The 25,416-nt window shown below is 45.8% G+C and carries 28 protein-coding genes; 9 read left to right on the top strand and 19 right to left on the bottom strand.

Going from position 1 to position 25,416, the window contains the following annotated elements:
* The first annotated feature begins 182 nt into the window (after positions 1–182).
* On the top strand, positions 183–647 hold the full coding sequence (locus ACN6NF_RS03680; protein ID WP_013369372.1) for a MarR family winged helix-turn-helix transcriptional regulator: 465 nt from the start codon (positions 183–185) through the stop codon (positions 645–647).
* A gap of 118 nt (positions 648–765) precedes the next feature.
* On the opposite strand, the gene ACN6NF_RS03675 is transcribed toward ACN6NF_RS03680, so the two are convergent.
* The 8 genes from ACN6NF_RS03675 to ACN6NF_RS03640 all read right to left on the bottom strand — a co-directional run bounded on the left by ACN6NF_RS03675 (position 766) and on the right by ACN6NF_RS03640 (position 10,455).
* The gene (locus tag ACN6NF_RS03675; protein WP_474315239.1) at positions 766–2,358 is read right to left on the bottom strand and encodes a glycoside hydrolase family 32 protein; all 1,593 of its coding nucleotides are present in this window, start codon (positions 2,356–2,358) and stop codon (positions 766–768) included.
* A gap of 109 nt (positions 2,359–2,467) precedes the next feature.
* Complete coding sequence (locus ACN6NF_RS03670; RefSeq protein WP_474315236.1) at positions 2,468–3,967, bottom strand: glycoside hydrolase family 68 protein; 1,500 nt, start codon at positions 3,965–3,967, stop codon at positions 2,468–2,470.
* Between the two features lie 610 nt (positions 3,968–4,577).
* Entirely contained in the window at positions 4,578–6,092 is a 1,515-nt protein-coding gene (locus ACN6NF_RS03665) for an MDR family MFS transporter (protein WP_474315233.1), read from the bottom strand.
* 172 nt (positions 6,093–6,264) lie between these two features.
* On the bottom strand, positions 6,265–7,824 hold the full coding sequence (locus ACN6NF_RS03660; protein WP_474315230.1) for an ABC transporter ATP-binding protein: 1,560 nt from the start codon (positions 7,822–7,824) through the stop codon (positions 6,265–6,267).
* A 53-nt stretch (positions 7,825–7,877) separates the two neighbouring features.
* A complete protein-coding gene (locus ACN6NF_RS03655) occupies positions 7,878–8,465 on the bottom strand; it encodes an ECF transporter S component (protein ID WP_285694263.1) in 588 nt (195 codons plus the stop codon).
* 162 nt (positions 8,466–8,627) lie between these two features.
* Positions 8,628–9,383 carry an energy-coupling factor transporter transmembrane component T family protein gene (locus ACN6NF_RS03650; RefSeq protein WP_102999219.1) on the bottom strand — a complete coding sequence of 252 codons (756 nt, stop codon included), beginning with the start codon at positions 9,381–9,383 and terminating at the stop codon, positions 8,628–8,630.
* The gene (locus tag ACN6NF_RS03645; RefSeq protein ID WP_285694260.1) at positions 9,367–9,963 is read right to left on the bottom strand and encodes a GNAT family N-acetyltransferase; all 597 of its coding nucleotides are present in this window, start codon (positions 9,961–9,963) and stop codon (positions 9,367–9,369) included. Before ACN6NF_RS03645 ends, ACN6NF_RS03650 begins: the two co-directional genes overlap by 17 nt.
* A 186-nt stretch (positions 9,964–10,149) precedes the next feature.
* Entirely contained in the window at positions 10,150–10,455 is a 306-nt protein-coding gene (locus tag ACN6NF_RS03640) for a TIR domain-containing protein (RefSeq protein WP_285694258.1), read from the bottom strand.
* Positions 10,456–10,804: 349 nt separating this feature from the next.
* Between ACN6NF_RS03640 and ACN6NF_RS03635 the strand changes: the two genes are divergently transcribed.
* Both ACN6NF_RS03635 and ACN6NF_RS03630 read left to right on the top strand, forming a co-directional pair.
* Entirely contained in the window at positions 10,805–11,284 is a 480-nt protein-coding gene (locus ACN6NF_RS03635; RefSeq protein WP_285694256.1) for a GAF domain-containing protein, read from the top strand.
* A gap of 90 nt (positions 11,285–11,374) precedes the next feature.
* Positions 11,375–11,851 carry a hypothetical protein gene (locus ACN6NF_RS03630; protein ID WP_474315225.1) on the top strand — a complete coding sequence of 159 codons (477 nt, stop codon included), beginning with the start codon at positions 11,375–11,377 and terminating at the stop codon, positions 11,849–11,851.
* A 94-nt stretch (positions 11,852–11,945) separates the two neighbouring features.
* On the opposite strand, the gene ACN6NF_RS03625 is transcribed toward ACN6NF_RS03630, so the two are convergent.
* The 3 genes from ACN6NF_RS03625 to ACN6NF_RS03615 form a co-directional block, all read right to left on the bottom strand.
* Positions 11,946–12,710 carry a MerR family transcriptional regulator gene (locus tag ACN6NF_RS03625; RefSeq protein WP_474315223.1) on the bottom strand — a complete coding sequence of 255 codons (765 nt, stop codon included), beginning with the start codon at positions 12,708–12,710 and terminating at the stop codon, positions 11,946–11,948.
* 242 nt (positions 12,711–12,952) lie between these two features.
* Positions 12,953–13,324, bottom strand: coding sequence for a MerR family transcriptional regulator (locus tag ACN6NF_RS03620; protein ID WP_044787871.1), 372 nt, complete (start codon positions 13,322–13,324; stop codon positions 12,953–12,955).
* Between the two features lie 114 nt (positions 13,325–13,438).
* On the bottom strand, positions 13,439–14,311 hold the full coding sequence (locus tag ACN6NF_RS03615) for a transcriptional regulator (RefSeq protein ID WP_474315220.1): 873 nt from the start codon (positions 14,309–14,311) through the stop codon (positions 13,439–13,441).
* Positions 14,312–14,560: 249 nt separating this feature from the next.
* Between ACN6NF_RS03615 and ACN6NF_RS03610 the strand changes: the two genes are divergently transcribed.
* Both ACN6NF_RS03610 and ACN6NF_RS03605 read left to right on the top strand, forming a co-directional pair.
* Positions 14,561–15,025, top strand: coding sequence for an AbrB/MazE/SpoVT family DNA-binding domain-containing protein (locus tag ACN6NF_RS03610; RefSeq protein WP_474315217.1), 465 nt, complete (start codon positions 14,561–14,563; stop codon positions 15,023–15,025).
* A 428-nt stretch (positions 15,026–15,453) separates the two neighbouring features.
* Positions 15,454–15,993 carry a hypothetical protein gene (locus ACN6NF_RS03605; RefSeq protein WP_474315215.1) on the top strand — a complete coding sequence of 180 codons (540 nt, stop codon included), beginning with the start codon at positions 15,454–15,456 and terminating at the stop codon, positions 15,991–15,993.
* A 135-nt stretch (positions 15,994–16,128) separates the two neighbouring features.
* On the opposite strand, the gene ACN6NF_RS03600 is transcribed toward ACN6NF_RS03605, so the two are convergent.
* Complete coding sequence (locus ACN6NF_RS03600) at positions 16,129–16,695, bottom strand: NAD(P)H-dependent oxidoreductase (RefSeq protein WP_474315212.1); 567 nt, start codon at positions 16,693–16,695, stop codon at positions 16,129–16,131.
* A 376-nt stretch (positions 16,696–17,071) separates the two neighbouring features.
* Here ACN6NF_RS03600 and ACN6NF_RS03595 point away from each other — a divergent pair, with 376 nt between their 5' ends.
* From ACN6NF_RS03595 to ACN6NF_RS03580, 4 genes are all read left to right on the top strand, one after another.
* Positions 17,072–17,965: a helix-turn-helix transcriptional regulator gene (locus ACN6NF_RS03595; RefSeq protein WP_474315209.1), complete on the top strand. Its 894-nt coding sequence runs from the start codon at positions 17,072–17,074 to the stop codon at positions 17,963–17,965.
* Between the two features lie 88 nt (positions 17,966–18,053).
* A complete protein-coding gene (locus tag ACN6NF_RS03590; protein WP_474315207.1) occupies positions 18,054–18,404 on the top strand; it encodes a nuclear transport factor 2 family protein in 351 nt (116 codons plus the stop codon).
* Positions 18,405–18,436: 32 nt separating this feature from the next.
* Positions 18,437–18,724, top strand: coding sequence for a DUF1330 domain-containing protein (locus ACN6NF_RS03585; protein ID WP_017425723.1), 288 nt, complete (start codon positions 18,437–18,439; stop codon positions 18,722–18,724).
* Positions 18,725–18,808: 84 nt separating this feature from the next.
* Positions 18,809–19,603, top strand: coding sequence for an SDR family oxidoreductase (locus ACN6NF_RS03580; protein ID WP_474315204.1), 795 nt, complete (start codon positions 18,809–18,811; stop codon positions 19,601–19,603).
* A gap of 154 nt (positions 19,604–19,757) precedes the next feature.
* Here ACN6NF_RS03580 and ACN6NF_RS03575 read toward each other — a convergent pair whose 3' ends face one another.
* The 7 genes from ACN6NF_RS03575 to ACN6NF_RS03545 form a co-directional block, all read right to left on the bottom strand.
* Positions 19,758–21,176 carry an aldehyde dehydrogenase family protein gene (locus ACN6NF_RS03575; RefSeq protein ID WP_474315201.1) on the bottom strand — a complete coding sequence of 473 codons (1,419 nt, stop codon included), beginning with the start codon at positions 21,174–21,176 and terminating at the stop codon, positions 19,758–19,760.
* 42 nt (positions 21,177–21,218) lie between these two features.
* A complete protein-coding gene (locus tag ACN6NF_RS03570) occupies positions 21,219–21,647 on the bottom strand; it encodes a universal stress protein (RefSeq protein WP_019686110.1) in 429 nt (142 codons plus the stop codon).
* Between the two features lie 27 nt (positions 21,648–21,674).
* Positions 21,675–22,886, bottom strand: a complete 1,212-nt coding sequence (locus ACN6NF_RS03565; protein WP_474315200.1) for an MFS transporter — start codon at positions 22,884–22,886, stop codon at positions 21,675–21,677.
* Between the two features lie 40 nt (positions 22,887–22,926).
* A complete protein-coding gene (locus tag ACN6NF_RS03560; RefSeq protein ID WP_474315197.1) occupies positions 22,927–23,382 on the bottom strand; it encodes a MerR family transcriptional regulator in 456 nt (151 codons plus the stop codon).
* A gap of 350 nt (positions 23,383–23,732) precedes the next feature.
* Positions 23,733–23,834: a hypothetical protein gene (locus tag ACN6NF_RS03555; protein WP_014599460.1), complete on the bottom strand. Its 102-nt coding sequence runs from the start codon at positions 23,832–23,834 to the stop codon at positions 23,733–23,735.
* Between the two features lie 106 nt (positions 23,835–23,940).
* Positions 23,941–24,525: a TetR/AcrR family transcriptional regulator gene (locus tag ACN6NF_RS03550; protein WP_474315379.1), complete on the bottom strand. Its 585-nt coding sequence runs from the start codon at positions 24,523–24,525 to the stop codon at positions 23,941–23,943.
* A 234-nt stretch (positions 24,526–24,759) separates the two neighbouring features.
* Positions 24,760–25,371 carry a pyridoxamine 5'-phosphate oxidase family protein gene (locus tag ACN6NF_RS03545; protein ID WP_474315194.1) on the bottom strand — a complete coding sequence of 204 codons (612 nt, stop codon included), beginning with the start codon at positions 25,369–25,371 and terminating at the stop codon, positions 24,760–24,762.
* Positions 25,372–25,416: the final 45 nt, after the last annotated feature.

The raw sequence follows: 25,416 nt of genomic DNA, 5'->3' as shown, positions 1-25,416 counted from the left end.
TTATTTTTCAAAAATTTACCTTAAAGCTTTGAAATTAAATAATTAAAAAAGCAGCTACTGTGACAAATCGCATGTTTTCCCTACGTAAATCCCTTTATGCTAGTAGTAAGGGTATGGTTGCCCGGTCATCCGAACCGAGCGGTCAAAGGATGCCCAAATCCATACATAAAGGCGGAATGAAGATGATAGATTACCGAACATTGGTGACACAGCAATCCATGCATTTGTATAGCGTGTTTGCCAAGTCATTCAAAAGTGTAAACGAACATGCGGTTGCTGGCATCAAAACGGTGGGCTTCAACCCAACGGCCTTCGCCGTGATGGAAGTTTTATATCACAAGGGAGCACAGCCAATTCAACAAATTGGAGCCAAGCTGCTTCTGCAAAGCGGAAATGTCACTTATGTTATCGACAAGCTGGAGAGCCGTGGTTATTTGCACCGTCACCCGTGCGACCAAGATCGTCGTATTATATATGCAGAGTTGACGGATGAAGGACAACGCGTCATGGACGAAATTTATCCTGATTATACACGTCAGATTGAACGTGCCTTTAGCGGAATCAGCGAAACCGAAAGAGATCAACTCATCGGCTTGCTCAAAAAATTGGGCCGTAGCGCTGATAACCTGTCACCTTATCACAAATAGAATGAATAGTAACTTTAGCAACTGTTCAATTGTGAATAAAAGAACAATCCTATAGCTGTGCTAAAAGAAAATAAGCTTTATACCCAAAAAGTCCACCCTTATAAAAGGGTGGACTTTTTTAATGACTAAAATGTTTGATCACTACATTATTAAAAATAGCCTTACCGCCATCTGAAAAAAGAGTAATTCCCTGATCCTCTAAGCGTGGGAATATTAAGGAGGAATAAGCTACTTCTCCATCATCTACAAAGACTTCGATGCTGGTTTTATCGACGAGAATCCTCAAGTGGACATTTTTTTTGTCGGTATCAAAAGGCGCCTTACTCTCTACATATTTTCCACTCTGATCTGGCTGCCCAGTGTTCGCTCTGTTTACAAAAGAGTATTGACCCTCCACCGAAACACCCACATCTACATGACGCTTGCCATCCGCAGACTCTCGAAGCCTCAATCCTGTATTTTTGATCGTTGACCAAGATACATCCGCTTCTAGCTGATAGGCATCACCTGCTACCGGAAGCTTGTGAGTCCCTTCTACTTGGATCTTGCCCAATGACTCCGTTGCAGTTGGGAATTGCTCTAAAGCTGGTACAGGTTGTGAAACCAAGCGATAGCCGACATCAGTTGTACGCTTTAACCGAATTTGGCGAACAACCGAATCCATTCCATTAAAGCCTTCTTTGAGGGTAGGCGTGTTGTTGGCATAATCCCAATTGTTCATCCAGGCCAGCGCATAACGGTGACTGTATTGGTCTTTGGCTTTGCCGTCCTCGAACGTGACCGCACCATACCAGTCAAAGCCATAATCCAGCCACTCCGGCTCATTGCGATCAGGGAGAAATGCTTCTCCATTAAAATCTCCCGTCCAGTAGGTATACGTATTGGGTCCGCCGGTTGGTTTACTATTGGCGCTCGCGCCCAGAATCCATTGATAGGTCCCATCATCCGCGCGCATCTGGTAAAGGTCAGGACATTCCACCAGCCCGATGTTTTCCGTTTGAAAGCCACTCGTAAACTGCCAATCTTTTAAATTTTTAGACTTATAAAAGCCAATCTTCGTTCCCTCTGCCATGACCATCACCCATTGATTACGTTGAATATCCCGGATGATCTTGGGATCTCTGAAATCCTTCGTACCAGGGTTGGACATCACGGGCTTGTTGCGATAAGAAGTAAACGTCTTGCCTTTGTCCTTACTGTACCACAGAAATTGTTCCTGCTTTCCTCCATCTGCGGAGGGCTGTGTGACAATGGCTACAAGTGCGCCTTTTCCAAAACCAGCGGTGCCATTATCATCGATCACGACCGAACCGGACCAAGGATCTCCGTTCGGGTTCGTATATTTAGGAATCGCCACTCCTTCATCTTTCCAATGAACCAGGTCGGTGGATGTGGCATGTCGCCATTCTGTACCGTTCTTGTGAGGGTAATCACGATTATATAAATAGTAATAATGATATTTCCCGTCCATATAAATAGGCCGCTGCGGATCATTTTTCCACTTATCCGGGACGGTGAAATGATAGGCTGCCCGATAGGTCGGTGTTGTATGCTTACTTTGTTTCGCTTGATTTTTTGGAGTTGCAGTAGGTTTTGGGGGGGCGCCTGCATCCTGTTGGTACATACTCCACCCCATAGCTATAAATATCGTTAAGCCTGTGATGACTACTACGGATCGTATCCAAATACTCTTGGGAGCTTTTTTTCTCATTATGACGATCCTCCTTACCTCTTATTGCATCGTTATGTATCGTCCGATGGACGACAGATTGGGTTGCTACCAAGCTGCCGCCTTCGGACATACTGCTTGTACCTACTACTTATTTCTTGCCATACTCATTTTGCGGTTCTTTTTTGTCCTTATCTGGATCAATCGTGATTTGCCCTTGTTCCAGAATACCGTTTTTCACAACAGAGGTTTTCGAACCTTTAATATTCAGCAGGAAGCTTGGCGCGAAAGTAGATTTGTGATCCGGGAAAAGCCCTCGATTGGTCATATAACTCGACACAACTACGTTATTGCCTTTACCTTGCGGGATAGCAAAATGGGCATACGTCCAGGTAATATCATCACGATCCAGATCCTGATGAAGAACGAGACCGGTTCCATTCAACGGTTTATAAGGCCCTGTCAAGGAAGTAGAAACATAACCCAGCATGTAAATATCATCGTCACCGATTGCATCTACAGTCACCTTTGAACCTCTTGTACTCGTAAATAAATACCACAAACCGTTCATTTTGAACACATTCGCCCGTTCAATTTCATCTGTTACCAGATTGGATGCAATCAATGGAGGCATTACATTTTTCAACGTATAGTTATCGTTCAATTCAACGATACCCAGTGCGCCGTTTGCCAGCTCAGCCCCCTTTTTCTTAGGACTTTGCAGCAGGTTTTGCTGCTCATCCGTGAAGAATTTCTTATTACCGCCATAATAAGCTGGGTTTTGAATTGAATCTTCGCCCTGATAGCCTGTCTCTGTTCCTGTGTTGGCTTCAAAGATAATATATTTGTGGCCTTGATCCTCGACATAGTGAGGGTCTCGAAGGGTATGATTATCCATGTCTATTCCGACGCTTTGCTGTACATTTTGATAGGTTTTCCCATCTCCACCGTCATAGATTGATTTCAAATCCTCGACTCCATCTACTTTCAGGGTCTCACCATCAGGCTGAGAGACATTAATTTGAGCCGTGCTCAAAGTTTGCTTGCCGTATAATTTGTTATTTGGGTCATAGGGCTGTCTGCTGGTATAGAACAAACGTACATGTCCATCAGAGGTTAAGGTAGCTGAGCCGGACCATTCTTCTGACTGATTTTTTAGAATCGGATCGTTGGAAAGCAATTTATCATTGTCTTTAAATACTCTGCCAGCATTTTTCCAGCCGCTCAGTGAAGTATTACCCGCTTTTTGATAGAAGAGATATATAAATGTATCCTCGCCTCGTTTAGGATCTCCTGCCAATCCAAAAACGATATTATATCCCTTGTAATTAGCTACTGTGCCATCAGCATTTTGTAACGGCCAGCTGTCCCAGACATCCAGATCAATCTGCTTGCCAGAGCTATCGTGACCAATAGCAGAAGGAATATTCTTAATTGTAGAGGCATCGAAGGATGGAACCTCATATTTCTCTTTGCCTTGCTGTTTGAAAATATTCAGCATGTCATTACGCGTAATTTGGGTAAATGCATTGTCTGCATTGAAATCAGCCTTATCATTTTCTTTTGCAAAAGCCTGCACGCCGCCTCCTAACAGTAAGGTAGTTGCTACTGTTGCCGTGGCTGCTTTACTGAACCATTTGTTAAACTTCAAGTACTCCATCTCCCTTAATGTAATTATGCTTTCTAGTGTTGAAGCCCAACTTTTTCGTTGGCTAGAGCCATTTTATATGGTATGTCAAACGATTGATATAGACTGAAAAGCCCTATTATGTGAGGGAAGAAAACAGATTCCTGTATGAATTTCATCCTCATATTTTCCTAGTAATTTTCTGAAAATTCCTTTTTTTTCATTCCTATTACATTCAGAAAAATTTGTTACTTGATTTTTTTTCGTATCCCATTTTGCTTGGTTGGTTGCTTCATTCACATGCAAAATTGTTCTAAAATAAATCATAAAATGCTCGAATTGTAAGCGGGTGCAAAAAAATGGTTCCTTAGTACCCTATAGCTCAATTCAGAAACAGCTTTTTTGTTACAATTTTTTAAGACTTTTTTACCACTTTGTAACCTATATCATATGAATATATCGCAATCTCTAGGGGATTTTTATTTACTTTTTGTATATTGGGGAATTTATCGGTCCTATACGAGGTGGCTTTTTGCTGAATCCGTAGGAGGAGAGACCTTAGCATAAAGAAACAGCCCGGCCCCTTATTGGTGTACCGGACTGTCTCTTCAATATGAAAGAAGTATATTATTTTTTATGCGTGTTCTCTTTGTGGTGTCTTCACACGCTGATCTGCCTCTTCCTCCGTGCCTGGTGGACGATTCTGCAATCCGAGGACAACAAACCAGCTAATCACCGCAATAACGACCATGATCACGAATAGAGAATGCAGACTGTTTTCCAGTACAGAACGGAGTAATTCGGCAACCTTGTCACTTAGACTCTGTGAAGCATGCGGGGCCAGCAGACCATTAATATCTTCCTGTGTAACCCCTTGCTGTGTAAGCTGTCCGTCAGCTGTCTGTGCTGCAATGCGGTAATTCAGCCATGAACCGAAGGCTGCAACCCCAATCGTTTGCCCCAACGTGCGCAGGAACGTATTCAAAGCTGTAGATGCGCCACGCAGCTGGAATCCTACCGAGGACTGAGCAATAATCGTGAACACGGTTATCGAGAAGCCAAATCCCAGTCCATACAATAATGTGGACAGGAACAGCAGCCAGATTGGAGCTGTTTGGTCCATCAAGGTCATGACGAAGGCCCCCAATACAATCAGGGTCAGACCGATCAAAGAAGTTCGACGCGAACCCAGCGTCAGCAAAATGCGTCCTCCGATCATCGATCCAAACAACCAACCTACCGACATTGGAGCCAGCGCCAGACCAGATGAAGCGGCATCTCCGCCGTGTACGCCTTGAATCCATAGGGGAAGATAGCTAGTCAGCCCGATTAGCAGGGTACTGACGAGTAGTGCAGCGGCACAGGAAAAAGCAATATCCCGTATCCGAAACAGCTTCAGAGGCACCATTGGTTCCTGAGCGCGCTTTTCGATAACCAAAAACAAAATCAGGAACAAAATGGCCACGGCAGCCAAGGCCAGCAATTCAGGAGAAGCCCAACCGATATACTGTCCCCCCAGGGCCAATACAAGCAAGAGTGCCGTCATCCCGATGGTAAAGGTAACCGCCCCCGCCACGTCGATACGTGCGGTACGCTTGCTTACCTGTTCCCGCAGCCAACGGGCGATGAAGAACATGGCCAGCAATCCAAAGGGAATGTTAAAGCCGAAAATCCATTCCCAGCCAAAATACGTGACTACGTAACCGCCCAATAGAGGCCCAACCAGAGAAGAAATCCCCCATACCGAGCTGATCATACCTTGGACTTTACCACGTTCCTCCATTTTGTATATATCACCGATAATGGTAAAAGTAACAGGGATGACACCGCCTGCTCCAATCCCTTGAATGGCCCGGTATAAAATAAGCTGCTCCATACTACCAGCCAGCATGCAAAGCAAAGAGCCAAGCACAAATAACGAACAGCCAATTAGAAAAATGGGCTTTCGGCCAAACAAATCGCTAAGCTTGCCGAAAATAGGCGTGGTTACAGCCATTGTTAGCAAATATGCCGTAAAAATCCAGCTGAGCAAATTCACACTGCCCAGTTCACTCACAATTGTCGGTCCCGCTGGACCGATAACCGTTCCTTCAATCGCGGCCAGAAAGGTGGCCAATAGAACACCTGTCAGCACGAGTCCGCGCTTCATAGGTTTATCATTTCCCAAGCAAATCACAAATCCTTTCCTTGTACAAACTGTGTTGTATCTGTGCGGTTTTCCCTCTCAGATGGATGATTACCCGCACTGCATAATCGTAAACAGGCGGCCTATATAGGCCGCCTGTTGTGTACGATGTATATATATTATTGTCTACATATCCTTAATTTTTGTCAACTGTAATCGTATGATCATTCCCGCTATTTTCCGTTTTATAGAGATACCCCTCTTCCATGCGCAGAACATGGGTGGCAAAGCTTTCAGCTATCTGCATATCGTGGGTAATGATTAGAAAAGCCGCGCCTTCAGCAACTTGCTCTGTACACATACGGAGCAGACTGTTCGCCCCTTCGTAATCCGTTCCCGCAGTCGGCTCATCCAAAATGTAAAGCTTTTTGGGTAAGATGAACTGTGCCGCAACGCTCAAAAGCCTTTTTTCGCCTCCACTTAGCAGGTACGGGGAGGCATTCAGCCTGTGATCCAGCCTGGCGGATGCCAGTAAGCGTTGCGCCCGTTCCTCATATACAGCGGGAACTGGATCTCCGGCCCGTAAACCAAGCTTGGCCCGGACACTGTACAAGCACTCTTCCCACACCGTTGCAGCTGCAAACTGATGCTCTGGCTGCTGGAATACATAGCCGATTCCGGCAGCCAGTCGGTGAATGGGCAGCTTCGACATATCCTGCCCCTCCCACCACATGCATCCCTTCGGTGCGGGGAGCAAGCCCATAAGCAGCTTGCCCAGCGTGGTTTTGCCAGAGCCGTTCTCGCCCAGCATTACGGCTCGATCGCCAGGCGCAAGGGCAAGACTCACGCCCTTGAGCGCCGGGCGCTGGCTGCCTGGGTAGGTGAAGGGCAATCCCTTCACCTCCAGCAACGGTTGCCCAGCGTAATAAGCTGCCGAGCCGGAATTCACCCCCGGCTCACGCAGTATGTCTTCCCTCCCTGCGGAAGAGGGAAGCAGCCCCCAGGCTGCCAGCTGCTCACCATGCTCGCGCAGTAGTTCTTCGGGCGGGCCTTGCAGCTGCACGGTCCCGTCCTTCAGCACGATGACGCGCTGCGCTGCACGCACGCCATCGTCTATGCGGCCTGACGCGGTGATCACCGTCCGGCCTGCGGCATGGAGCCGCCGACATAGCAGGACGAATTCACGTACCGCCGGCGGGTCCAACTGCGCCGCTGCGTCGTCGAACACGACCAGCGGTGTTTCAAGCGCCAGCACCGCAGCAATGGTGGTGCGTTGGCGTTGGCCTCCCGAGAGGCGCCGCACGAAGGAGCCTCGCTCGGATGCCAGGCCAACGGCCCCCAGCGCAGCGGCAAGGCGCTGCTCTATTTCTGCCGGATGTACGCGCAGGTTCTCCGGTCCAAAAGCAATTTCGTCTTCGACGATCCCCTGCACCAGCTGGGCATCCGGGTCCTGAAGCACGACGCCGACAGTGGTGGCGACCGTAGCCAATTCAGCGGTGTCGGGGTCCATCCCGAACACGGTCAGCTCGCCCGTCCGTTCGCCTTCGCCAGAACGGGACAACCCGCCATGAAGCAGCTGGCACAGCGTAGACTTTCCACTTCCACTAGCTCCAACAATGGCTACGTGCTCACCCACCGCAATGTCCAGCGTCAGACCATGTAACGCTGGCTCCAGCTGGTCATCATACCGATAGCCAAAATCCCTTAAGGAGACAGCTATTCTATTTTCTGCATCATGATCACTACGTTCATTCATAACCGAAATACCCTCGATCCCTATTGTTCAGGCTATAACTATGTAAGCCTTGGTTATGCACGTGAAGCGCGGCCCAGTTCAAAGCGTTTTAATAGACCTGTACGATTCAAGGCATCGCCTAGTATTTTTGTCAGCAGACCACACAGGATAATGCCGCTCAGGATACGAACGACCAGTGCAACCGTCAGCACCTTCCATCCCCAATGCATATAGCCAAACATATTGGCTGCCACAATAAACCACAGGGGAACCATGGCCCCGCCCACCAGCATCAGTGAAACTGTGCTCCAGCGTCGATACCGCAATAGAGCAAATACAAGCTCCGCCGCAACCATATAGCAGACAGCTGCCGCAATGATAGATGCAATTCCATAGGCAGAGCCCATAAAAGACTGCACTACCGCGCCAAAGGCATAAGCAATTACCGCCGTACCTGGCTTACGAATAATATAATAGGCCAGTAAACCATATATCATGTACAGCCCAACAATAGCGGAAGTTGCGATCGGCCCTCCCAGACTGTTTAACGTTTTGTTAATCATCGACAAATACACAGTCATGACGCCGTTCAACGTAGCCAGCATGGCCATTAACACGATATCCAGCGTTGTAAACTTGGCAAAAACACGAGATCCCTTCATATATAATTCTTGACTCCTCTCCATAATCTAGTATACAAGGTCATAGACTCTGGCCCTTGTACAAACTGTTACTGTATAAATGTATTCATCCGCCATCTTATTGTCAACCTAATTTTATTTAACAAGTTGACAATAAGAGCAAAAAAAGGGGCTGCTTCTTTATCATACCCACCATAAAACAGCCGTAGCGAATACAGCAATCACAGCATATACGTAGCCTAAACGCCCATTCTTCAGTGTTCGAAGATACGTCCGTTCTGCATATGCGCCAAAACCTTTGCCTTCCATAGCCAACGCCGTCTGCTGAACGCGTCTCACGGCATTCACCAACACAGCAGCCGCATACCCGCTCCACCATGATAAGCGATTGCCCCATCCTCGTGGTGGCATCTGCCCCCGAACACGCCGTGCAGCCATAATGGTTTGCCCCTCTTCTTCCAATAAGGGTAGAAAAGTCAACGCCACAGAAATACCGAACGCAAACCGATAAGGCACACGCAAGCGCATATTCAAAGCCTGCACAAAATCTCGGGGATCGGTCGTCGAGAGATAGATATAGGATGCCAAAAACAATACAAAAATCCGCAGCGTTAATGCCCCCGCGATATCCAGTCCCTCAGTTGTAATCACAATGGGTCCCCATGAAGCGATTGTATGCCCTTCTCGAATCGCTAGGATAGACAGAATAAAATACGGAATACCTAAACCAATCAGGAACGACATAGCGCGAAGTTGGCGTGCCAGCGTCAAACGTGCGCCGAAGCCAGCCACAGCGATCAGTACCACCAGGAGTGCCGCTTCCCGTATCGTCGAATCCCATGCCATCGACAGGAGGCTAAAGCATCCCACCCATATAAGCTTACTTAACGGTCCAAGCCTGTGCAGCGGCGACGAACCGCCGTTATACTGAAATAGCATTTCGTTGTGCCTCCAGTCTAAGCCATTCTTCATGCAGTATTGAATACATCAGCATATCTTTAAAGCCTGTAGATGTATGCTGTACCTGCCGTAACAATCCTTCCTGGGACCAGCCCATCGAGGACAGCAGGGCTTGTGAGCCTGTATTGCGCGGGTCCACCAGCGCTTCGATCCGATTTAATCGAATCGTGTTATATCCGAATGACAGCACTAAGCGAAGCGCCTCGGTCATATAACCGTGTCGCCAATAAGGCTTGGCCAACTCATAACCAATCTCGGCTTTATAAGCTCCCTCCGTCTGCCAATAATTAAAGCCGCAGCTTCCAATCAGCCTCCCGTTCTCCTTCAGTTCGATCCCCCAGCGCAGCGCATCTTCCGTCTTCGCCAGCTCATTCAATAGCTCAATCATATCCTCTGCATCCTCACGTCCTGACATACCGGAAAGATTCATATAACGGTGAACCTCCGGGTCAGACCAGCAAGCGAACATTGTAGCCGCATCCCGGCTTTCCATCCTTCGCAGCCGAAGACGCGGGCTTTCCAGCAGTGGTATATGCCCCTTACATGCATATGCACACAAATTCCATCATCCTTCCAGCATCCAAATAACAACAAATACACGCTACATTTAAGCATACACCTCCAACAAACACAACCTTATTAAAGTGGACAGGCCCTTATAAATCAAATTAGCCCTCCGCTTCCTGGTATCAGGAATGAAGAGGGCTAATTTGATTGTTATAAGATTTTTGTGTCTCTAATCCTTTTAAGAAGAGGTACGGGCAGTGACATGCGCTGGATTTTTCACAACATCCTCGTACAATACGCCTAGCATCGACTGAATTTCCTGCAATTCTTCGATCCCTGCGCCGGTAAGGCTGAACATATCATCATGCGGTGTCAGAAAGTTTTCCTGTGTCAGGTTTTCCAGCTCCTGCTTGACTTCACGTTCTCCTACGCGGTATCCGCGTTCTTCGAGTACAGGTTGTATATCTCTTACCGTCAAATCGTCCTGATGTGCATAAGAAAGCATCTGTATACGGATAAACAAGTTCTGAACATCTGCATGCATAATTGTAACTCCTCCCTGGCCTAAGCCAACATGTTACATTGTTTTTACCCATAGGGGAGAAGCTGGAAACAGATGAGGGCAACCCTCGCTGAATTACTTTCTATATTATATGTCCCGCTAAAACGTAAAGCTTTGCCGTCAGCGTTACTTGTACAGATAGGGAATTGTGCTGCTAGAGTACGGAGATTATTCCAAGGCGATAGTGCTATTTTCTACTTGACTGAATATGTACAATCGTTATATCTTAAATTAATTAACCAATGGTAAAAGCGATTTGCACAATTACCTATTTTTGGTTGTATATACAACAGTTTATATGAAAATTTAATGTTAGGAGCGTGGACTCTACATGTTTCAAACTATTCCTTACGAAGGAACACGTCAGGAACAATTCGAATCCGTTCTCGGACAACTCCGGGCACTTGTTCACGATGAATCCAATAGGATTGCCAATTTAGCGAACGCTTCAGCGTTACTGGGTCACTTTCTTCCAGATGTGAACTGGAGTGGCTTCTATCTTTATGATGGCACTGAGCTTGTACTAGGTCCTTTCCAAGGTCTACCCGCATGTATACGGATTCCACTGGGACGCGGCGTTTGCGGTACCGCAGCAGCTGAACGGCGAACACTTGTCATAGACGATGTACATGCATTTCCAGGACATATCGCCTGCGACGCTGCTTCCAATAGCGAAATCGTTATCCCTCTGATCAAGAATGAGGAGCTGATTGGGGTGCTGGACATTGATAGCCCTCTAAAAAGCCGATTTGATCAAGAAGATCGTGTATTCCTAGAAGAATTTACGGCTATTCTGGTGTCCAGCCTGTAACCAAAAATTGTGCATATATATGGTCTTCCTTCGCCACAATATATGAGGGTCCTAAAACCTAAACTATCCGGCGAAGGAGATTGATGATCAATGTTCAACAACATGGCTCCACAACAACAACTTCATCAATGTGAACAAATTATTCAGCAATTGGTACAACAAACACAGCAAGGAACCGCCATGTATCAACAGTTGCTGCAACAAGAGCAACAAAATGCATCCAACCTTGAAAGCCTGGTGCAACGTGAACGTAATGCAGCTCAAATGATCCAAACTGCAATCCAGGACCACCAAAAGGCTATGCAGCAATACCAACAAGTTATTCAACTGTGTAATCAGTTGGAAAACACTATCCGTTCGAGCAGCCAAATGACTCAGCCTGGATTTGGTGATAACTATGCTTCCCGTAGTATGCAACCATCCACCTTTAGTGCAGGAAGCCACATGAATCACAGCTTTCCGCAACATATGGGAACAACTGGACAGCAATTTGCAGGCAGTGGTAACATGCAGCACTTCGGAAACAGCAGTCAGCAAAGCATGAGAACAGCACCAAGCAACATGTAAGCTACCTTACACAAGAAGGGTGAACAGCAGGCCGTCGAAGGTTTGTTGTTCACCCCTTTTTCTTATCACGTATATCCCTTTTCACCAGCTATTGCTAGGTTAATTCCCGCTTGGCCAGCACCTTCATTCCATCTCGCAAATATTCAGCCAGTCCGGGACGATAGCCTTCATACATTTTACTGAAATCCTCATGTTCTACATACAAGTCTCCCAGCCCACTGTAAATTTCTGCTGTAGGGGTATAAAATCGACTTACCCATTGAAGATGACGGCGGATTAGCGCCTGCACTTCTGCACTGTTATGCTTCAAGCCTTTATTCATGGCTTCAGCCAGCTCCCGATGAATCTGATCTGCCTCTGCCTGTGAATCCAAATAATCCTTTTTGCTCCAGTTCGTCGTCGCGTTCTTGCTCTCCTGGATCTTCTCTTCGACCTGTGAACCATAACGTTCCGTCAGATCACCTTCATACATTTCCTGCTTTTCCGGGTTAAACCCTTTGTACATTTGCTCTGGTTTCATCGTTTGTTCTCCTCTCAAATGAGCCACCGTTTCGTCGATGGTCTGAAGGAGAGAATGCAAGCGGAAGACCTTGGCCTCAATCTTGGCTCGATGCACCTGCAAAACCTCGGCCTTCTGTTCCTTGGTTTGCTTTAGCACATTGCCAATTTCGGATAAAGGCAAATCCAGTTCCCTATACACCATGATTTGCTGAAGCCTCAACAGTTGTTCCTGTTCGTAATAGCGATATCCATTATTTCCGATATGATGTGGTTTCAGCAATCCAATTTCATCATAATAATGCAAAGTTCGAACGCTGATTCCCGACAGATTAGATACTTCCTTTACTGTATAAGCCATTCCGCTTCACCTCTCTTGCTTTCACAGTCTACAGTCTCACGTGGCGTGAGAGTCAACACCCCCACTTCCCCACCTTGGTACTACACTTTTACCCTGTAAGCACATTGTGAACCTCCTAATTGCCAACGATTTTTCATACTTGCGACCTACAACAGGTATCTTTAGATATCTATGCAAAAAAAAAGCCCTACAGCGTATTTCAAATAGGCTGGGGGCTTCCTTTATTCAATTGAATTTGGCGACTAAGAGAAGCTTTTTCCCATGACCACATGATCGTAAAAAGCTATCTTTTGAATAATTTTCTCCAAATTGCGCTGCGTTTGGGCCATCTGTTCTTCCACTTTCTTTTTGTGGGCAACCAGGAAGTCTCTTCTCTCTTGGATCGTGGCTTCTCCTTTTACATTTAGCTCAAGATATGCCTTAATTTCTTCAATGGTCATTCCCGTATCCTTCATAGCCATAAGGAACCTGATCCAATCCATTTGTTTCTCGGTATATACCCTTCTCCCACCCTCATCCCGACCGACATCAGGTAGAATGCCCTCTTTTTCATAATAACGAAGGGTAGATGCGGGCAATCCACTCCTGATTTCAACTTCTTTAATGGAGTACATGGTTGATCCCCTCCTGATTCTTCTATTTTCGCTTCAAGCCAGCTGTAACGATAAGTATAAGTTTTCATAGAAAAGAGTGCAAAATTAACATTTCTCTATTCACTAGCTGAACAGCTAGCTTTCTCTCTGTCCTTCTCCTCGCAATTTCCCAATATAACTCCTCACATTCTCCTCCGGATGGCTCACTTCCCATTGATCCAACAGCCGATTAACCTCCTCATCCTGAGAATTCAACTGGTAATAAAATATCGCCGCTCGTAATTGGTGGTGCTCTTCGACAGGTTCATCATCAGGCCAGTGGTACTCTTGCTTGCCGTTCTCATCGGTAGTCCCTATCGCTCCATCCAGTAACGGAGAGCGGCCTTCTAGGCCTTCACCACGGGCAATGACTTTGAGAAAATCGGCATGTCTCCTAGCAACATCAGGCGAACAACGGTACAAATTCTCAAAAATATCAAAGGCATCAATCGGATCGTATTCCAAATTCTCAAGGAAATGCCTTTGCAGCAGCGCGGCAACCTTCTTATTGCCCGTCAGTCCGGACAAAAAATAAAATGTAGGCATTTGTGCCTCATAACGAAAATCGTCGACATGGCTGATAATATCGTCCACAATCTGCTCGGTCTGAACACCTTCACGGGCTAACCGAGTTAGTATCCGCACTGCCTTATACTGCGTCCAATCGTACACCCCGAACGCCACCTCATACAGCATGGGAATCGCTTTTTCCCTGTAATTGTAGATAATCTCAAAAATCGCATCCTGTTGAATATGCAGCCAGTCGCCCAACGCTTCGTACTTTCCCGCCAAACTCTCTGGCTTCTGCAACTCGGTTCCAAAAAAATAACGCGGGAATAGAGGCAATGCCTCTTCTCCCAGCATAGCAGTAGCTTTCTTCGCCTCGGCGGTGAATTGCTCGGGCTGATCTACTAATCCGCCAACCTTTATAATGGCTGCAGGAATAGCAGTGTCCAAATCGATTGCCATATGTAATTCACAGCTCCTTATCGTATATTACTAAAAACTTCTTCACCAACTAGAATCTTCATTCTGAATATATATCGGATATCCCCTATAATTCCTCAACACGTTTTTCGCCAATAATCAAACATATTTTGGCAATTACTTGTATGCTTTTCAACAGTTTACTTAATATATGCGATTGCTTCTCTAAGCCTATTCTTTTTTACTATAATTATTTAGTATTATAAGGATATAAAAAAAGGAGGTTATCATTTGAAAAGTACAGGTATGACACGTCCCCTAGATGCGTTAGGCCGTATCGTTATTCCCAAAGAAATGCGAATTTCTATGGATTTTAATGTGGGTGATCCCGTTGAGATTTTCGCAGATGAGGAAACTGGTATTCTCGCCTTTCGAAAATATACCGGGGTGACGTGTAAAATGTGTGGTTCAGCAGAACAATTGACTTATTTTAGAGATAGTTTTATTTGTAAAGAATGTATTGAAAGTTTAAAGAAGGGGTTGAATTTCAGCCCTGTCCTGAGACCAGCCAAATCAGCGTTAGCTAACGGACAACGGTCGATTAAAGAGCCCAAACGTCTGCGGCGATCAACACAGCAGATGATTGAAAGTCTCAAAGAATTAATGCAAAAGCAACCCAATGCAGCACAGCACGAATATGCCAAAATGCTTGAGGTTTCCCAAGCCCGTATATCCCAGCTCAAAAAAATGCTATAACTACAGCTTGCTATCCTACATAGGTATACACCAGAGATTTCATCATGTACAGCTAATTTTGAACCGTTATACGCAGCATCATAGCTAACCGACAAAACACAGGAAACGCATATGCGAAAATTCCATACTAGGTATAAGGAACTACTGGATGACTTGTAAGCGATTATGCCTTATTCAAGAAGACAATGCCAATTAATAGTAACTCCTAAATTAAACGAAATGACCTTCTCGACGTAAAGAAGGTCATTTCGTTTATTTATTCATTTTAATATTATTTTTCAACTCATCCAAATGCATTTACCCGTAAAGGTATGCTTTTGGGGGACAGTAAGTACCAAAAAAATATCTTAAAGGCACATTGCCCATTCCAACGAGTACGTTTGCACATATGATGTCACAAAATTCAATCTAAAGGAGAGATACACACCTTGTCTAAACATTCTTCTAATCGTTCGATGGGATCGCCACAACCACATTTCGCAACCACTACTGAAGTGAGTAATTTCGTAAATTTGTGGGGAATATTCACTGTGAATGGGCAACAGATCGTTGCTTTTGTAAAAAGCGTAGATCCCGCTAATAAATCAATGTTAGTTCTATATCCTAACGGTACACAGTCTTATATTGATGTTACTCAAATCAGTCAGGCTCAAGGCCCCTATCCAAGTATGCCTTCTATCGGAGGACAAAGCGGTGGTCAGGGCGGCAGTCAAGGTGGTGGGTCGCATTGGCATCCTCATGGGCAAGGCGGTGGTCAGGGCGGTGGGTCGCAGTGGTGGCCTTCCCATGGGCAAGGCGGTGGTCAGAGCGGTGGGTCGCAGTGGTGGCCTTCCCATGGGCAAGGCGGTGGTCAGGGCGGTGGGTCGCAGTGGTGGCCTTCCCATGGGCAAGGTAGTGGTCAGGGAAGCGGGTCCCAGTGGCCTTCCAGAGGGTCTCATAGCGTCAATCGGAAAAATCGAAAAAACTAATACCCCACCCTTTGCGTAGCAATTGATGCTTGCCATGAGCGAGTGTTGATTGGAACACATTCAATATTGTACCGAGCAAGAAGGCAGCGCCTGCAGGATGCATGCGTTGCCTTTTTTCCTCAGAACACATTTTTATTAAGCCTTGCTGGCCATGTCTGCAATCTGGCGAAGCCACTCTTTACGTGTATCTTCATCGGATTGGGGTACCGACTCGAAAAATATGTGATACATAACGTCAAGTCCGCAATATTCAAATATGCCTTTGTCGGACGTCAAGCGAAGTGCTTGATCCATGCCATTGCTTGCATATTCCGCATGTGATTTCCCTTGTGTGTTGAGGATGATGACTTTCTTCCCCTTGAGCAGCCCCATCTGCACTCCGTTTACATATTTGTAAGCAAATCCGTAAGAGAATACGCGGTCAATATACCCTTTCATCATGGCTGGCATCCCCGTCCACCAAATTGGGTAAATAAAAGTGATCACCTCTGCCCATTGCAAAAACTTCTGTTCCCGCACAATATCTTCTCCGATGCCTCCAATGATCTCGCTGCTGCTAATCACAGGTTGAAAGTTGATTTCATATAGATCACGAACAACCACCTCATGTCCTTTTTGCTTTAGTCCCTCGACTGCTGTATTCAAAATTGCATGATTAAAGCTTCCCTCAGATGGGTGTGCGTAAATAATAAGATGCTTCATGTTCTCTCCTCCATTTGTTTTAAAATAAGTGATTGATTAATTACTTAACTTCATACTTCTTCATCTAACTCAATCTGCATCAATCCATAGTTCCAATAAAGATACGTAAGTAAACTTGAAGCAGAATCTTGCTCATGAATGTTACCTTCGTTGCTTTTTAACTAGTTAGTAATTGATCAATCACTAATTAGTTGGCCTCAGTATAGTTTATTCCTTTTTATTTTGCAAGTGCTTTTGGTTCAACTTTATATAAAAGATTGTAAAAAGATCTGATCCAATGGCGATGTCAAGCAATCACTTAATATGACTTTATAATGTCATGTTATAAGGTGTATGCTACCGAGAGAGGTGAAGCTTATGCCGTTAAGCAGACATTTTGAAAATAGTCTATATGTTACTCCATAAGAAAAAAGTGACTGCTGATGAATTGGCAGAGCATTTTGAGGTTTCCACACGAACGATTTATCGGGACATAGATGCCTTAAGTGCAGCTGGGATTCCCATCTATAGCAGTAGAGGCAAGGGGGGCGGAATATCATTGATGGAGGGTTATGTCTTTAACACCTCTTTACTGTCCGAGCAGGAACAAGATGATATCTTAATGGCCCTTCAGAGTGTGGCTACAGCTACCATCCCACAGGTAGAAGAAGTGCTAAACAAGTTGAGTAGGCTTTTTAAAAAAGAAATGGGAAACTGGATCGAAGTAGATTTTTCGCCATGGGGAAGTCAAAACAGCCAGAGACAGCTATTCACTCTTATACGCAACGCAATAATCACAAACCGTGTTATAAAGTTCCGCTATTATAACGTCGCCGGGGAACAGAGTTATCGTAGCATCGAACCTGCCAAGCTCTTGTTTAAAGATAAATCCTGGTATGTGGAGGGTTACTGTTTAAATACCGAAAGTTATCGTGTATTTAAGATTAGCCGAATGAAAGAGATTGTAGTTACGGAAATTAGTTATGAGCCAAGAACAGTCGTAGCAGCTACAGATACAAAGATGAACGACTTGCTTCATACCATTGAAGTAACTCTTCACATTTCTGCTCAAGGAGCTTACCGCGTGTACGATGAGTTTGCCGAGAAAACAATTACTCAGAGGGAAGACGGCTCTTATACCGTCACGGCACAATTTCCTGTAGGCAATTGGTTGGACAGTTATCTGCTATCCTTTGGTCCCCTCCTTATAGAGGTTAGCCCCGAACAAGTACGTACAAGAATATTGTCTCATTTAGAAACGATGAAAAGAAATTTAAATGATCCTCTATAATATGACATCATGTAGTCATATTATTACTGCTATGATGAGTTTGAAGTTATCGCTCATAACATACTCACCATAGGAGGTTGAAGAATCAATGAATCCACATAGATCCGTGCCACCAGCAGTAGAAACTTACTTTACATCAGCGAACAAATCCCGGCTTGAAGCATTTACTTCCGCTTTCGATAAAGATGCGTTAATCTTGGATAACCATCGCGAAATCAAAGGTATGGAAGCCATAAAATCATGGTGTGAAGCAGAAATATTGGAGCCGAATGTCACCTTCGAGATCATGGATATGGATGAGATTAATAATACCATCGTCGTAATTGCGAAAGTAGACGGAGACTTTGATAAATCGAATCTTCCCGACCCACTCCTACTTAAACATCAATTTCTAGTAAACAACAATAAAATTAAAGAACTGATTATTACACTTCCATAAAGAAATTAAAAAATAAGAAAGGAAAAACGTATATGCCCGCTTATGTTGTTTTTATACGTGAACAGAGTACCGATCAAACTGAACTCCAACTCTATTCTCAGTTGGCACCGGCAGGTTTGGCGGGACATTCCGTCAACCCCCTAGCAATGTATGGCGCATACCAGGTCCTGGAAGGACCCAATATTGAAGGGCTGGCCATCTTGGAATTCCCCACTTTTGAGGAAGCACAAGCTTGGTACTTTAGTCCAGCCTATCAAAAAGCCCTAAAGCATCGACTGCGGGGAGGGCGTTACCGGGGTATCATTGTCGATAGTGTGTAAGGTTCGCAAAACAAGTGAACTCGGAGTGAAGATACCTAGAGGTAGTTCTCAACCCTATTGTCAAAATTAGGAGGAATTATTCACATGAGTTTTCAATTAGAGAGCATTTTAAGTGAGTTTAAAGGCAAAAGGGCCTTGGTCACAGGCGGTACCAAAGGAATGGGAGAGGCTATTGCTAAGAGACTTACAGCTGCAGGTGCTACTGTAATTACTACGGCTCGAACTACTCCAGTTAATTTAGAAAATCCGGACCTATTTATTCCAGCCGATATTAGTACGCCTGAAGGTGTAGATAAAGTGGTAACCAGCGTTCTTGAGCGCCTAGGCGGTGTAGATATTCTTGTCAACAATGTTGGAGGCTCGTCAGCTCCATCCGGGGGAGCTCTTGTCTTGACGGACGAGCATTGGCAGCAAACTTTTAACGCCAATCTGTTTGCTGCCGTCCGTTTAGACCGTGGACTGCTGCCGGCTATGGTGGAAAAGGGTTCAGGTGTTATTATTCATATTTCATCTATTCAACGTCGCTTGCCTCTATATGATGCAACATTGGCTTATGCTGCGGCCAAAGCAGCTTTAACTACTTACAGTAAAGGATTATCCAAGCAGTTTTCGCCTCAAGGCATTCGTATTAATACAGTTGCGCCAGGCTTTATCGAAACGAAGGCAGCACAAAGTTTGATTGATCGGATTGCTGAGACGATAGGCGACCGAGAAAGTGCATTAAAGCAACTAATGGACTCGTTGGGAGGAATTCCAATTGGTCGTCCAGGACTACCAGAAGAAGTCGCTGAGCTTGTTGCTTTTCTGGTATCCGACCGGGCCGCTTCTATTACAGGAAGTGAATATAATATTGACGGTGGAACAGTTCCAACGGTCTAAAACTCAAGCTAAATACGCTTTATCCAAATATTTTTCAGCATAACAGTTTATTTTTATCTAACATTCGCGCAAATAATAAGAAAAAAAACATCTAATGAGCAGACATACGCAAGCGTATTCTCGATGTCCATCAGATAGGCTTTTATACAGCTATTTACCGTTTAATAACGATCAGCTTGGTTTCCAACATTTCTTCCATAGCGTACTTTACACCTTCGCGTCCAGTGCCACTTTGCTTCACACCGCCATACGGCATATGGTCCACACGGAAGCTTGGTATGTCATTGATCATCACGCCCCCTACTTCAAGCTTGTCCGCTGCATCCAGCGCGGTCGTGATATTACGCGTGTAAATTCCCGCCTGTAAGCCATAAATTGAATCATTCACATGATTCACAGCCTCATCTACAGAGCTAACGGAATGAATCAGCACAAGAGGGGCAAACACTTCGCGGCAAGACACCTTAGCAGTCGGGTCCACATTGAGCAATATGGTCGGCTCCAGAATCCCACCTTCGGCATGACCACCCAGAGCGATCTTCACGCCTGCTTGAACCGCTTCTTCCAGCCACTCACGAACACGCTCGACATCCTTGGCTGAGATGAGCGCCGATACGTCCGTGTCCGGGTCTAGCGGATCTCCGATTTTTAAACGTTGAGTCGCTTCTATAAATCGGGATACGAACGTATCATACAGCTCACCGACAACGTAAATACGTTGAACCGAGATACATACCTGCCCCTGATTGGCAAAGGCTCCACTCACACAACGGTCGATGATCGCGTCCACATCTGTATCACGGTCAATAATAACAGCCGCGTTGGAACCCAGCTCCAGCGTGACCCGCTTCAAGCCAGCCTTGGAGCGAATTTCTGTACCGACTGCCGGGCTACCGGTGAAGGTGATATAGCTGACGCGTGGATCAGTGACAAGTACGTCGCCAATGGTTTTGCCATCGCCGCTGATCACGTTAAGAGCGCCCGCAGGCAACCCGGCCTGCTCCAGCAGCTCGGCGATCAAGTAAGCCGACAGTGGTGTCTGCTCCGCAGGCTTCAATACGACCGTATTGCCTGCTGCCAGCGCAGGGCCCACTTTATGAGCGACCAAGTTCATTGGGAAGTTAAATGGTGTAATAGCTCCTACTACCCCGACGGGTTCTTTGAGCGTGTAGGCCATACGGCCCTCGCCGCCTGGTGCAGCATCCAGCGGAATGGTTTCCCCGTGAATGCGCTTGGTTTCTTCGGCTGCAAACTTGTAGGTTTGTACGGTCCGATCAACTTCCGCAAGCGCAGCCTTCCATGGCTTGGACGCTTCGCGTGCAATAATATGTGCTGCATCCTCACGTCGCTCTTCCAGCAGGTCAGCCAGCTTCTCCAAAATAGCTGACCGCTGGTGCGCTGGCATAGCCCGCATCTCTGCACGTGCATCAGATGCCGCCTGAATAGCGGTCTTGGCATCTTCAGCAGTGGCCTCTGCTACCTCGGCAATGACTTCCCCGGAATACGGTGATTTCAGCGTCGTATATGATGAAGCTGCTTTCCATTCACCACCAATAAATAAATGCTGCTGCATGCTTTTTTCCTCCTTTTCTCTATATCAATGTCTCATTTAATACTATTTTACTGTCAGCACCGGACAAGGTGCATGCTGAATTACATGATGGCTCACGCTACCCAGGATCAGCTCCGAAACAAGTCCCTGTCCCCGTGTTCCCATAATGATTAGATCTGCCTTTTCCTGATCTGCAATTTTACAAATGAAACTCGCCGGATCACCATGACCCGCCAGCATACGGTACGAAATACCCTCGTCCTTCAAATAGTCGGCTGCAGGCTCCAGAATATGACGACCTTCCTCTTCAATCCGCTCATCCACATCAATCCCAACCGGGGGCTCATTCATGGATAAAGTCGGGTTTACATGCAATACGGTCAGATGCAGGTTTCCCTGAAGCTGCTTGGACAACGTTTTGGCTGTCTCCAATGCCTTCATAGCGTGTTCCGAACCATCAATCGCGACCAGAATCTGTTTGAATTCGCTCATACTCTTTTCCTCCCCAGAAGTTCAATGTTAGTGTGCATCTACCTGAATATCCTGCATATGTCGGCGACGTACGATCAGCACAGCTACGCCAATCAGTACCATCAATGCTCCAAAATAAAACGGAGTTTCTGCTGCGTACCACTCTGATAGCTTCCCTGCAAGCCACGGTGAAATGGCCCCGCCCAAAAAGCGCATGAAGCTGTAAGCCGCAGATGCTGTGGAGCGCTCTACTGGAGCTGCCTGCATCACAGCAGTAGTAATCAATGTATTGTTGATGCCCAGAAAAATACCAGCTACAATGACGGCGACAATGACAGTCGTTGGCGAACCAGCTACCGTCCCAATCGCCATAACACCTAAATCAATGGCAAACAACGTCAGCATGATACTAATGGAAGATACCACGCTCAAGCGTGCTTGAATCTTTGGAGCTACAAACACCGAGGTAAAGGCCAGCATAATTCCCCAACCAAAAAACACATAACCCAAACCATGCTCGTCTAAATGCATGACATATGGAGAATACGCCATCAACGTAAAGAATCCAAAGTTATATAACAATGCTACAATGCCAAGTGTGAACAAGGCAGGATAACTTAACGCTTTGAATGGGTCCGCAATGGAACCTCGTTTTTTCGGCTTTGGAATCGAAGGTAGCATAAATGTAATGAACAAAAATCCAATAACCATCAATCCGGCTACACCGAAAAATGGACCTCTCCAGGAAATGGAACCTAACTCACCGCCTAGCAGCGGGCCAACTGAAATCCCAAGCCCCAAGGCCGCTTCATATAAAATAATCGCTTTAGCTGTCCCAGAAGTGGACAGACCTACAATCGCAGACAACGCTGTTGCGATAAACAAAGCGTTTCCCAGGCCCCAGCCTGCCCGGTAGCCCACAATTCCGCCAACCGTATTGGCCGTGCCTCCCAGTCCGGCAAACACAATAATAAATATAATGCCGGTTAATAACGTCCATTTGACACCCAATCGGCTAGATACAACGCCCGTAATCAGCATCGCAACACCCGTCACCAGATTATAGCTAGTGAACAGCAACGACACTTGACTTTTCGTAGCATGAAGCTGATCGGCAATGGCCGGCAGGATCGGATCGACCAATCCCAGACCCATAAATGAAATAACACAGGCAAAGGCGACTGCCCATACTGCTTTGGGCTGAGACAGCAAGCCTGAACGTTCCTTTAACTCTTCAGGTAATGCATGTTGTGAACTCATAGTAAAATGTTACCTCCACATCTAAATGTAAATGTTCATGTTATGACGGCTCATGATCAAGTTCCTCATCCAAAAGGATCTTGCGTTCGCGAACCCTGACCCGCAGCTCTTCCAATTCAGTCTGGAGCATACGGATGCTGTTGATTTTTCCCTCCATTAATTCCAACTGTTCGTTCAGCGTTCGTTCCATATCCTCCAACATGGTCCGTCGCTCGATCGGTTGCAAATGCTCCGTTCGCTCGCGATATTCTTCCCGCTGCCCCTTGAGCATTTCTGCTGCGGACATGTAACGCTGAAGTTCTTGCAAAGAAAAACCAAGCACTTCCTTGGCACTCACTATTTTTTTTAGTAAATCCACATCCTCCTGCGTATACAGTCGCATATTTCCTTCACTGCGCTGCGGGGAGGGCAATAAGCCGATTTCCTCATAATAACGAATGGTTCGCTTGGTTAAACCGCTTTGTTTGGCGACCTCATCAATTTTATACGTAACCATGACACCCACCTTATGAAAAAGATTATATATAAATACTACGCCTATATAACGTTAACGTCAACGTAAACTTTTAAACAAAAAGAAACCGCCTCTGTTAGAGACGGTTCCTATTGGGGTTTGCATGGTCATAGACCCGAAGCATCGGCGCTCAAGCCCATGAATATCGCTTTAGATGAAAATAGTACGTGTGATGATAACCAGCAAAATGAAGAGTACCAAAATGACACCAGTGGAAGTCCACATTCCGTAGCCGCCACCGCCACAGCCTCTATCTACTTCACCCATCTCAGATTCCTCCTCCCTCTGTCGATTACAACAAATCGTCCGAAATCAAATTCTTGAGCTAAGAATTAGATAACGAATGCTTTGGAAATAATAACGAGCAGAATGAAAAGTACTAGAATCGCTCCTGTAGATGTAAAAGCTCCATAACCAGCGCCTACTCCAGACATGGTGATTCCTCCCTTCATGGTTTACAAGAGCATCTTATGCTCATGCCGCCGTCCATGATAGGGGCAAATGCCGCGCCTGCCGCCCAAATGTGGGTTTGGGGTTCAGTTATTCTTCGGATGCTAGCATTCCGTGATACAAGAGGTTTCGTACCTGCTTGGCAAGTACAGACGGGCTTTCACGTCCAGGCAGTAATTTCGTTAATGTTAGCCGTTCTATCAAACCGATCACACATTCTGCTGTCAGTTCAGGGTCCAGTTCCTCACGGCAGGAACCCCATCGCTGTGCGGCCAGCAGATGCTTCTTGATGTGCTCTGCCATTTCCGCTTTGATGTGTACCGAGTCTGCCGCCTGATAAAAACCGACACGAGTGATCGCTGGATTATTAGACAGCATGCGAAAAATAGCTTCCAGAAAGGCTTGTCCCCGTCTCAAAATTTCAGCTTCGCTTAGATCCGGACCAATCTTCATACTTTGTACCGTCTCATTCACCAAAGTACGGAAGCTCTCCACAAGCTCCTCATACATTTGTTCCTTACTTTCAAAATGAATATAAAAATCCGGTTGCGTCAATCCTGCACGTGCCGCAATCGAACTTACCTTTGTTTGGTAAAACCCCGTCTGAGCGAACTCTTCAGCCCCCGCTTCCAGTAACAACCGCCGACTTTCCCGACTTCTGACTCCTGCTCTCATCACGGTCTTGCCCCCTTACACCACAAATCTATCGTATTATAAAGTTCCTTTGCAGTAAGAACAACGGGCTTGAGGATGATATATACCTTTCCTTCAAAAGTCCTAATATAGAAGGACTGAAAGTTTTGGAAAATCAAGGGCATCCCCTTCAAGGTATAATTAACCACCTAAACGGATGAGCGAGCAGGAATGAGTACATCGAAATCAAATTTATATATTGACGTTATACATATATTAGTGATGAGAACCATATTTGCGCATCATTTTAATGGTTATCAGATCATCATCCCGTCCTCGTTGTTGCAAACCGTCGATAATCTGCTGGCGTTCCTCACCTTTGACATTTTGGCCGAATTTAAACTTGGCAGTCCATTCCTCCGGGACGATTTTGATCAGAGCGACCCCTTTCAAACGTGAAGCATACCGAGCATCGCTGGCATCGATCGTATCATAACCGCCTTCGGGTTGCAGCTTACTCATAAAAATGGAAAATGCCGACGCTTTTTCCTCCAGATCGACCACATGCTCGGCATGACCACGCACGGTAATACTTTTAAAAAATGAAGTCGCAGGACATGCCATATGTTCATCCGTAAAATAAGACGGAATGAGCGCATACTCTTTAGCAGCTGAAAAAGTGACCCGATGATCCTCTTTCATACGTTCCATCTTTTCTCCAGCACGGCTACCATGAATATAAAAAACACCATTTCCATAAGCGAAATTCAAAGGAATCACACATGGAAAACCACCCTCACTGTTTATGCCTAAAAATCCGAAGCTAACCTCGCTCAGAAACTCCTCTATCTCTTCTTGTTCTGCCACCGTGAATTCTTTTCTTCTCATGGGGATCACTCCTTCCATCTATTGACCAACGATACATTTCAGATT

This window comes from Paenibacillus sp. TSM33 (assembly GCF_056099025.1).
Note: the sequence above shows the minus strand (reverse complement) of the source record. Positions and strands in the feature narration are given on the sequence as shown.

Coding starts and splice junctions, on each gene's coding strand:
- ACN6NF_RS03680 (WP_013369372.1), top strand. CDS start 183: ATGATAGATTACCGAACATTGGTGACACAGCAATCCATGCATTTGTAT.
- ACN6NF_RS03675 (WP_474315239.1), bottom strand. CDS start 2,358: ATGAGAAAAAAAGCTCCCAAGAGTATTTGGATACGATCCGTAGTAGTC.
- ACN6NF_RS03665 (WP_474315233.1), bottom strand. CDS start 6,092: ATGAAGCGCGGACTCGTGCTGACAGGTGTTCTATTGGCCACCTTTCTG.
- ACN6NF_RS03660 (WP_474315230.1), bottom strand. CDS start 7,824: ATGAATGAACGTAGTGATCATGATGCAGAAAATAGAATAGCTGTCTCC.
- ACN6NF_RS03655 (WP_285694263.1), bottom strand. CDS start 8,465: ATGAAGGGATCTCGTGTTTTTGCCAAGTTTACAACGCTGGATATCGTG.
- ACN6NF_RS03650 (WP_102999219.1), bottom strand. CDS start 9,383: ATGCTATTTCAGTATAACGGCGGTTCGTCGCCGCTGCACAGGCTTGGA.
- ACN6NF_RS03640 (WP_285694258.1), bottom strand. CDS start 10,455: ATGCATGCAGATGTTCAGAACTTGTTTATCCGTATACAGATGCTTTCT.
- ACN6NF_RS03635 (WP_285694256.1), top strand. CDS start 10,805: ATGTTTCAAACTATTCCTTACGAAGGAACACGTCAGGAACAATTCGAA.
- ACN6NF_RS03630 (WP_474315225.1), top strand. CDS start 11,375: ATGTTCAACAACATGGCTCCACAACAACAACTTCATCAATGTGAACAA.
- ACN6NF_RS03625 (WP_474315223.1), bottom strand. CDS start 12,710: ATGGCTTATACAGTAAAGGAAGTATCTAATCTGTCGGGAATCAGCGTT.
- ACN6NF_RS03620 (WP_044787871.1), bottom strand. CDS start 13,324: ATGTACTCCATTAAAGAAGTTGAAATCAGGAGTGGATTGCCCGCATCT.
- ACN6NF_RS03615 (WP_474315220.1), bottom strand. CDS start 14,311: ATGGCAATCGATTTGGACACTGCTATTCCTGCAGCCATTATAAAGGTT.
- ACN6NF_RS03600 (WP_474315212.1), bottom strand. CDS start 16,695: ATGAAGCATCTTATTATTTACGCACACCCATCTGAGGGAAGCTTTAAT.
- ACN6NF_RS03590 (WP_474315207.1), top strand. CDS start 18,054: ATGAATCCACATAGATCCGTGCCACCAGCAGTAGAAACTTACTTTACA.
- ACN6NF_RS03585 (WP_017425723.1), top strand. CDS start 18,437: ATGCCCGCTTATGTTGTTTTTATACGTGAACAGAGTACCGATCAAACT.
- ACN6NF_RS03580 (WP_474315204.1), top strand. CDS start 18,809: ATGAGTTTTCAATTAGAGAGCATTTTAAGTGAGTTTAAAGGCAAAAGG.
- ACN6NF_RS03575 (WP_474315201.1), bottom strand. CDS start 21,176: ATGCAGCAGCATTTATTTATTGGTGGTGAATGGAAAGCAGCTTCATCA.
- ACN6NF_RS03570 (WP_019686110.1), bottom strand. CDS start 21,647: ATGAGCGAATTCAAACAGATTCTGGTCGCGATTGATGGTTCGGAACAC.
- ACN6NF_RS03565 (WP_474315200.1), bottom strand. CDS start 22,886: ATGAGTTCACAACATGCATTACCTGAAGAGTTAAAGGAACGTTCAGGC.
- ACN6NF_RS03560 (WP_474315197.1), bottom strand. CDS start 23,382: ATGGTTACGTATAAAATTGATGAGGTCGCCAAACAAAGCGGTTTAACC.
- ACN6NF_RS03555 (WP_014599460.1), bottom strand. CDS start 23,834: ATGTCTGGAGTAGGCGCTGGTTATGGAGCTTTTACATCTACAGGAGCG.
- ACN6NF_RS03550 (WP_474315379.1), bottom strand. CDS start 24,525: ATGAGAGCAGGAGTCAGAAGTCGGGAAAGTCGGCGGTTGTTACTGGAA.
- ACN6NF_RS03545 (WP_474315194.1), bottom strand. CDS start 25,371: ATGAGAAGAAAAGAATTCACGGTGGCAGAACAAGAAGAGATAGAGGAG.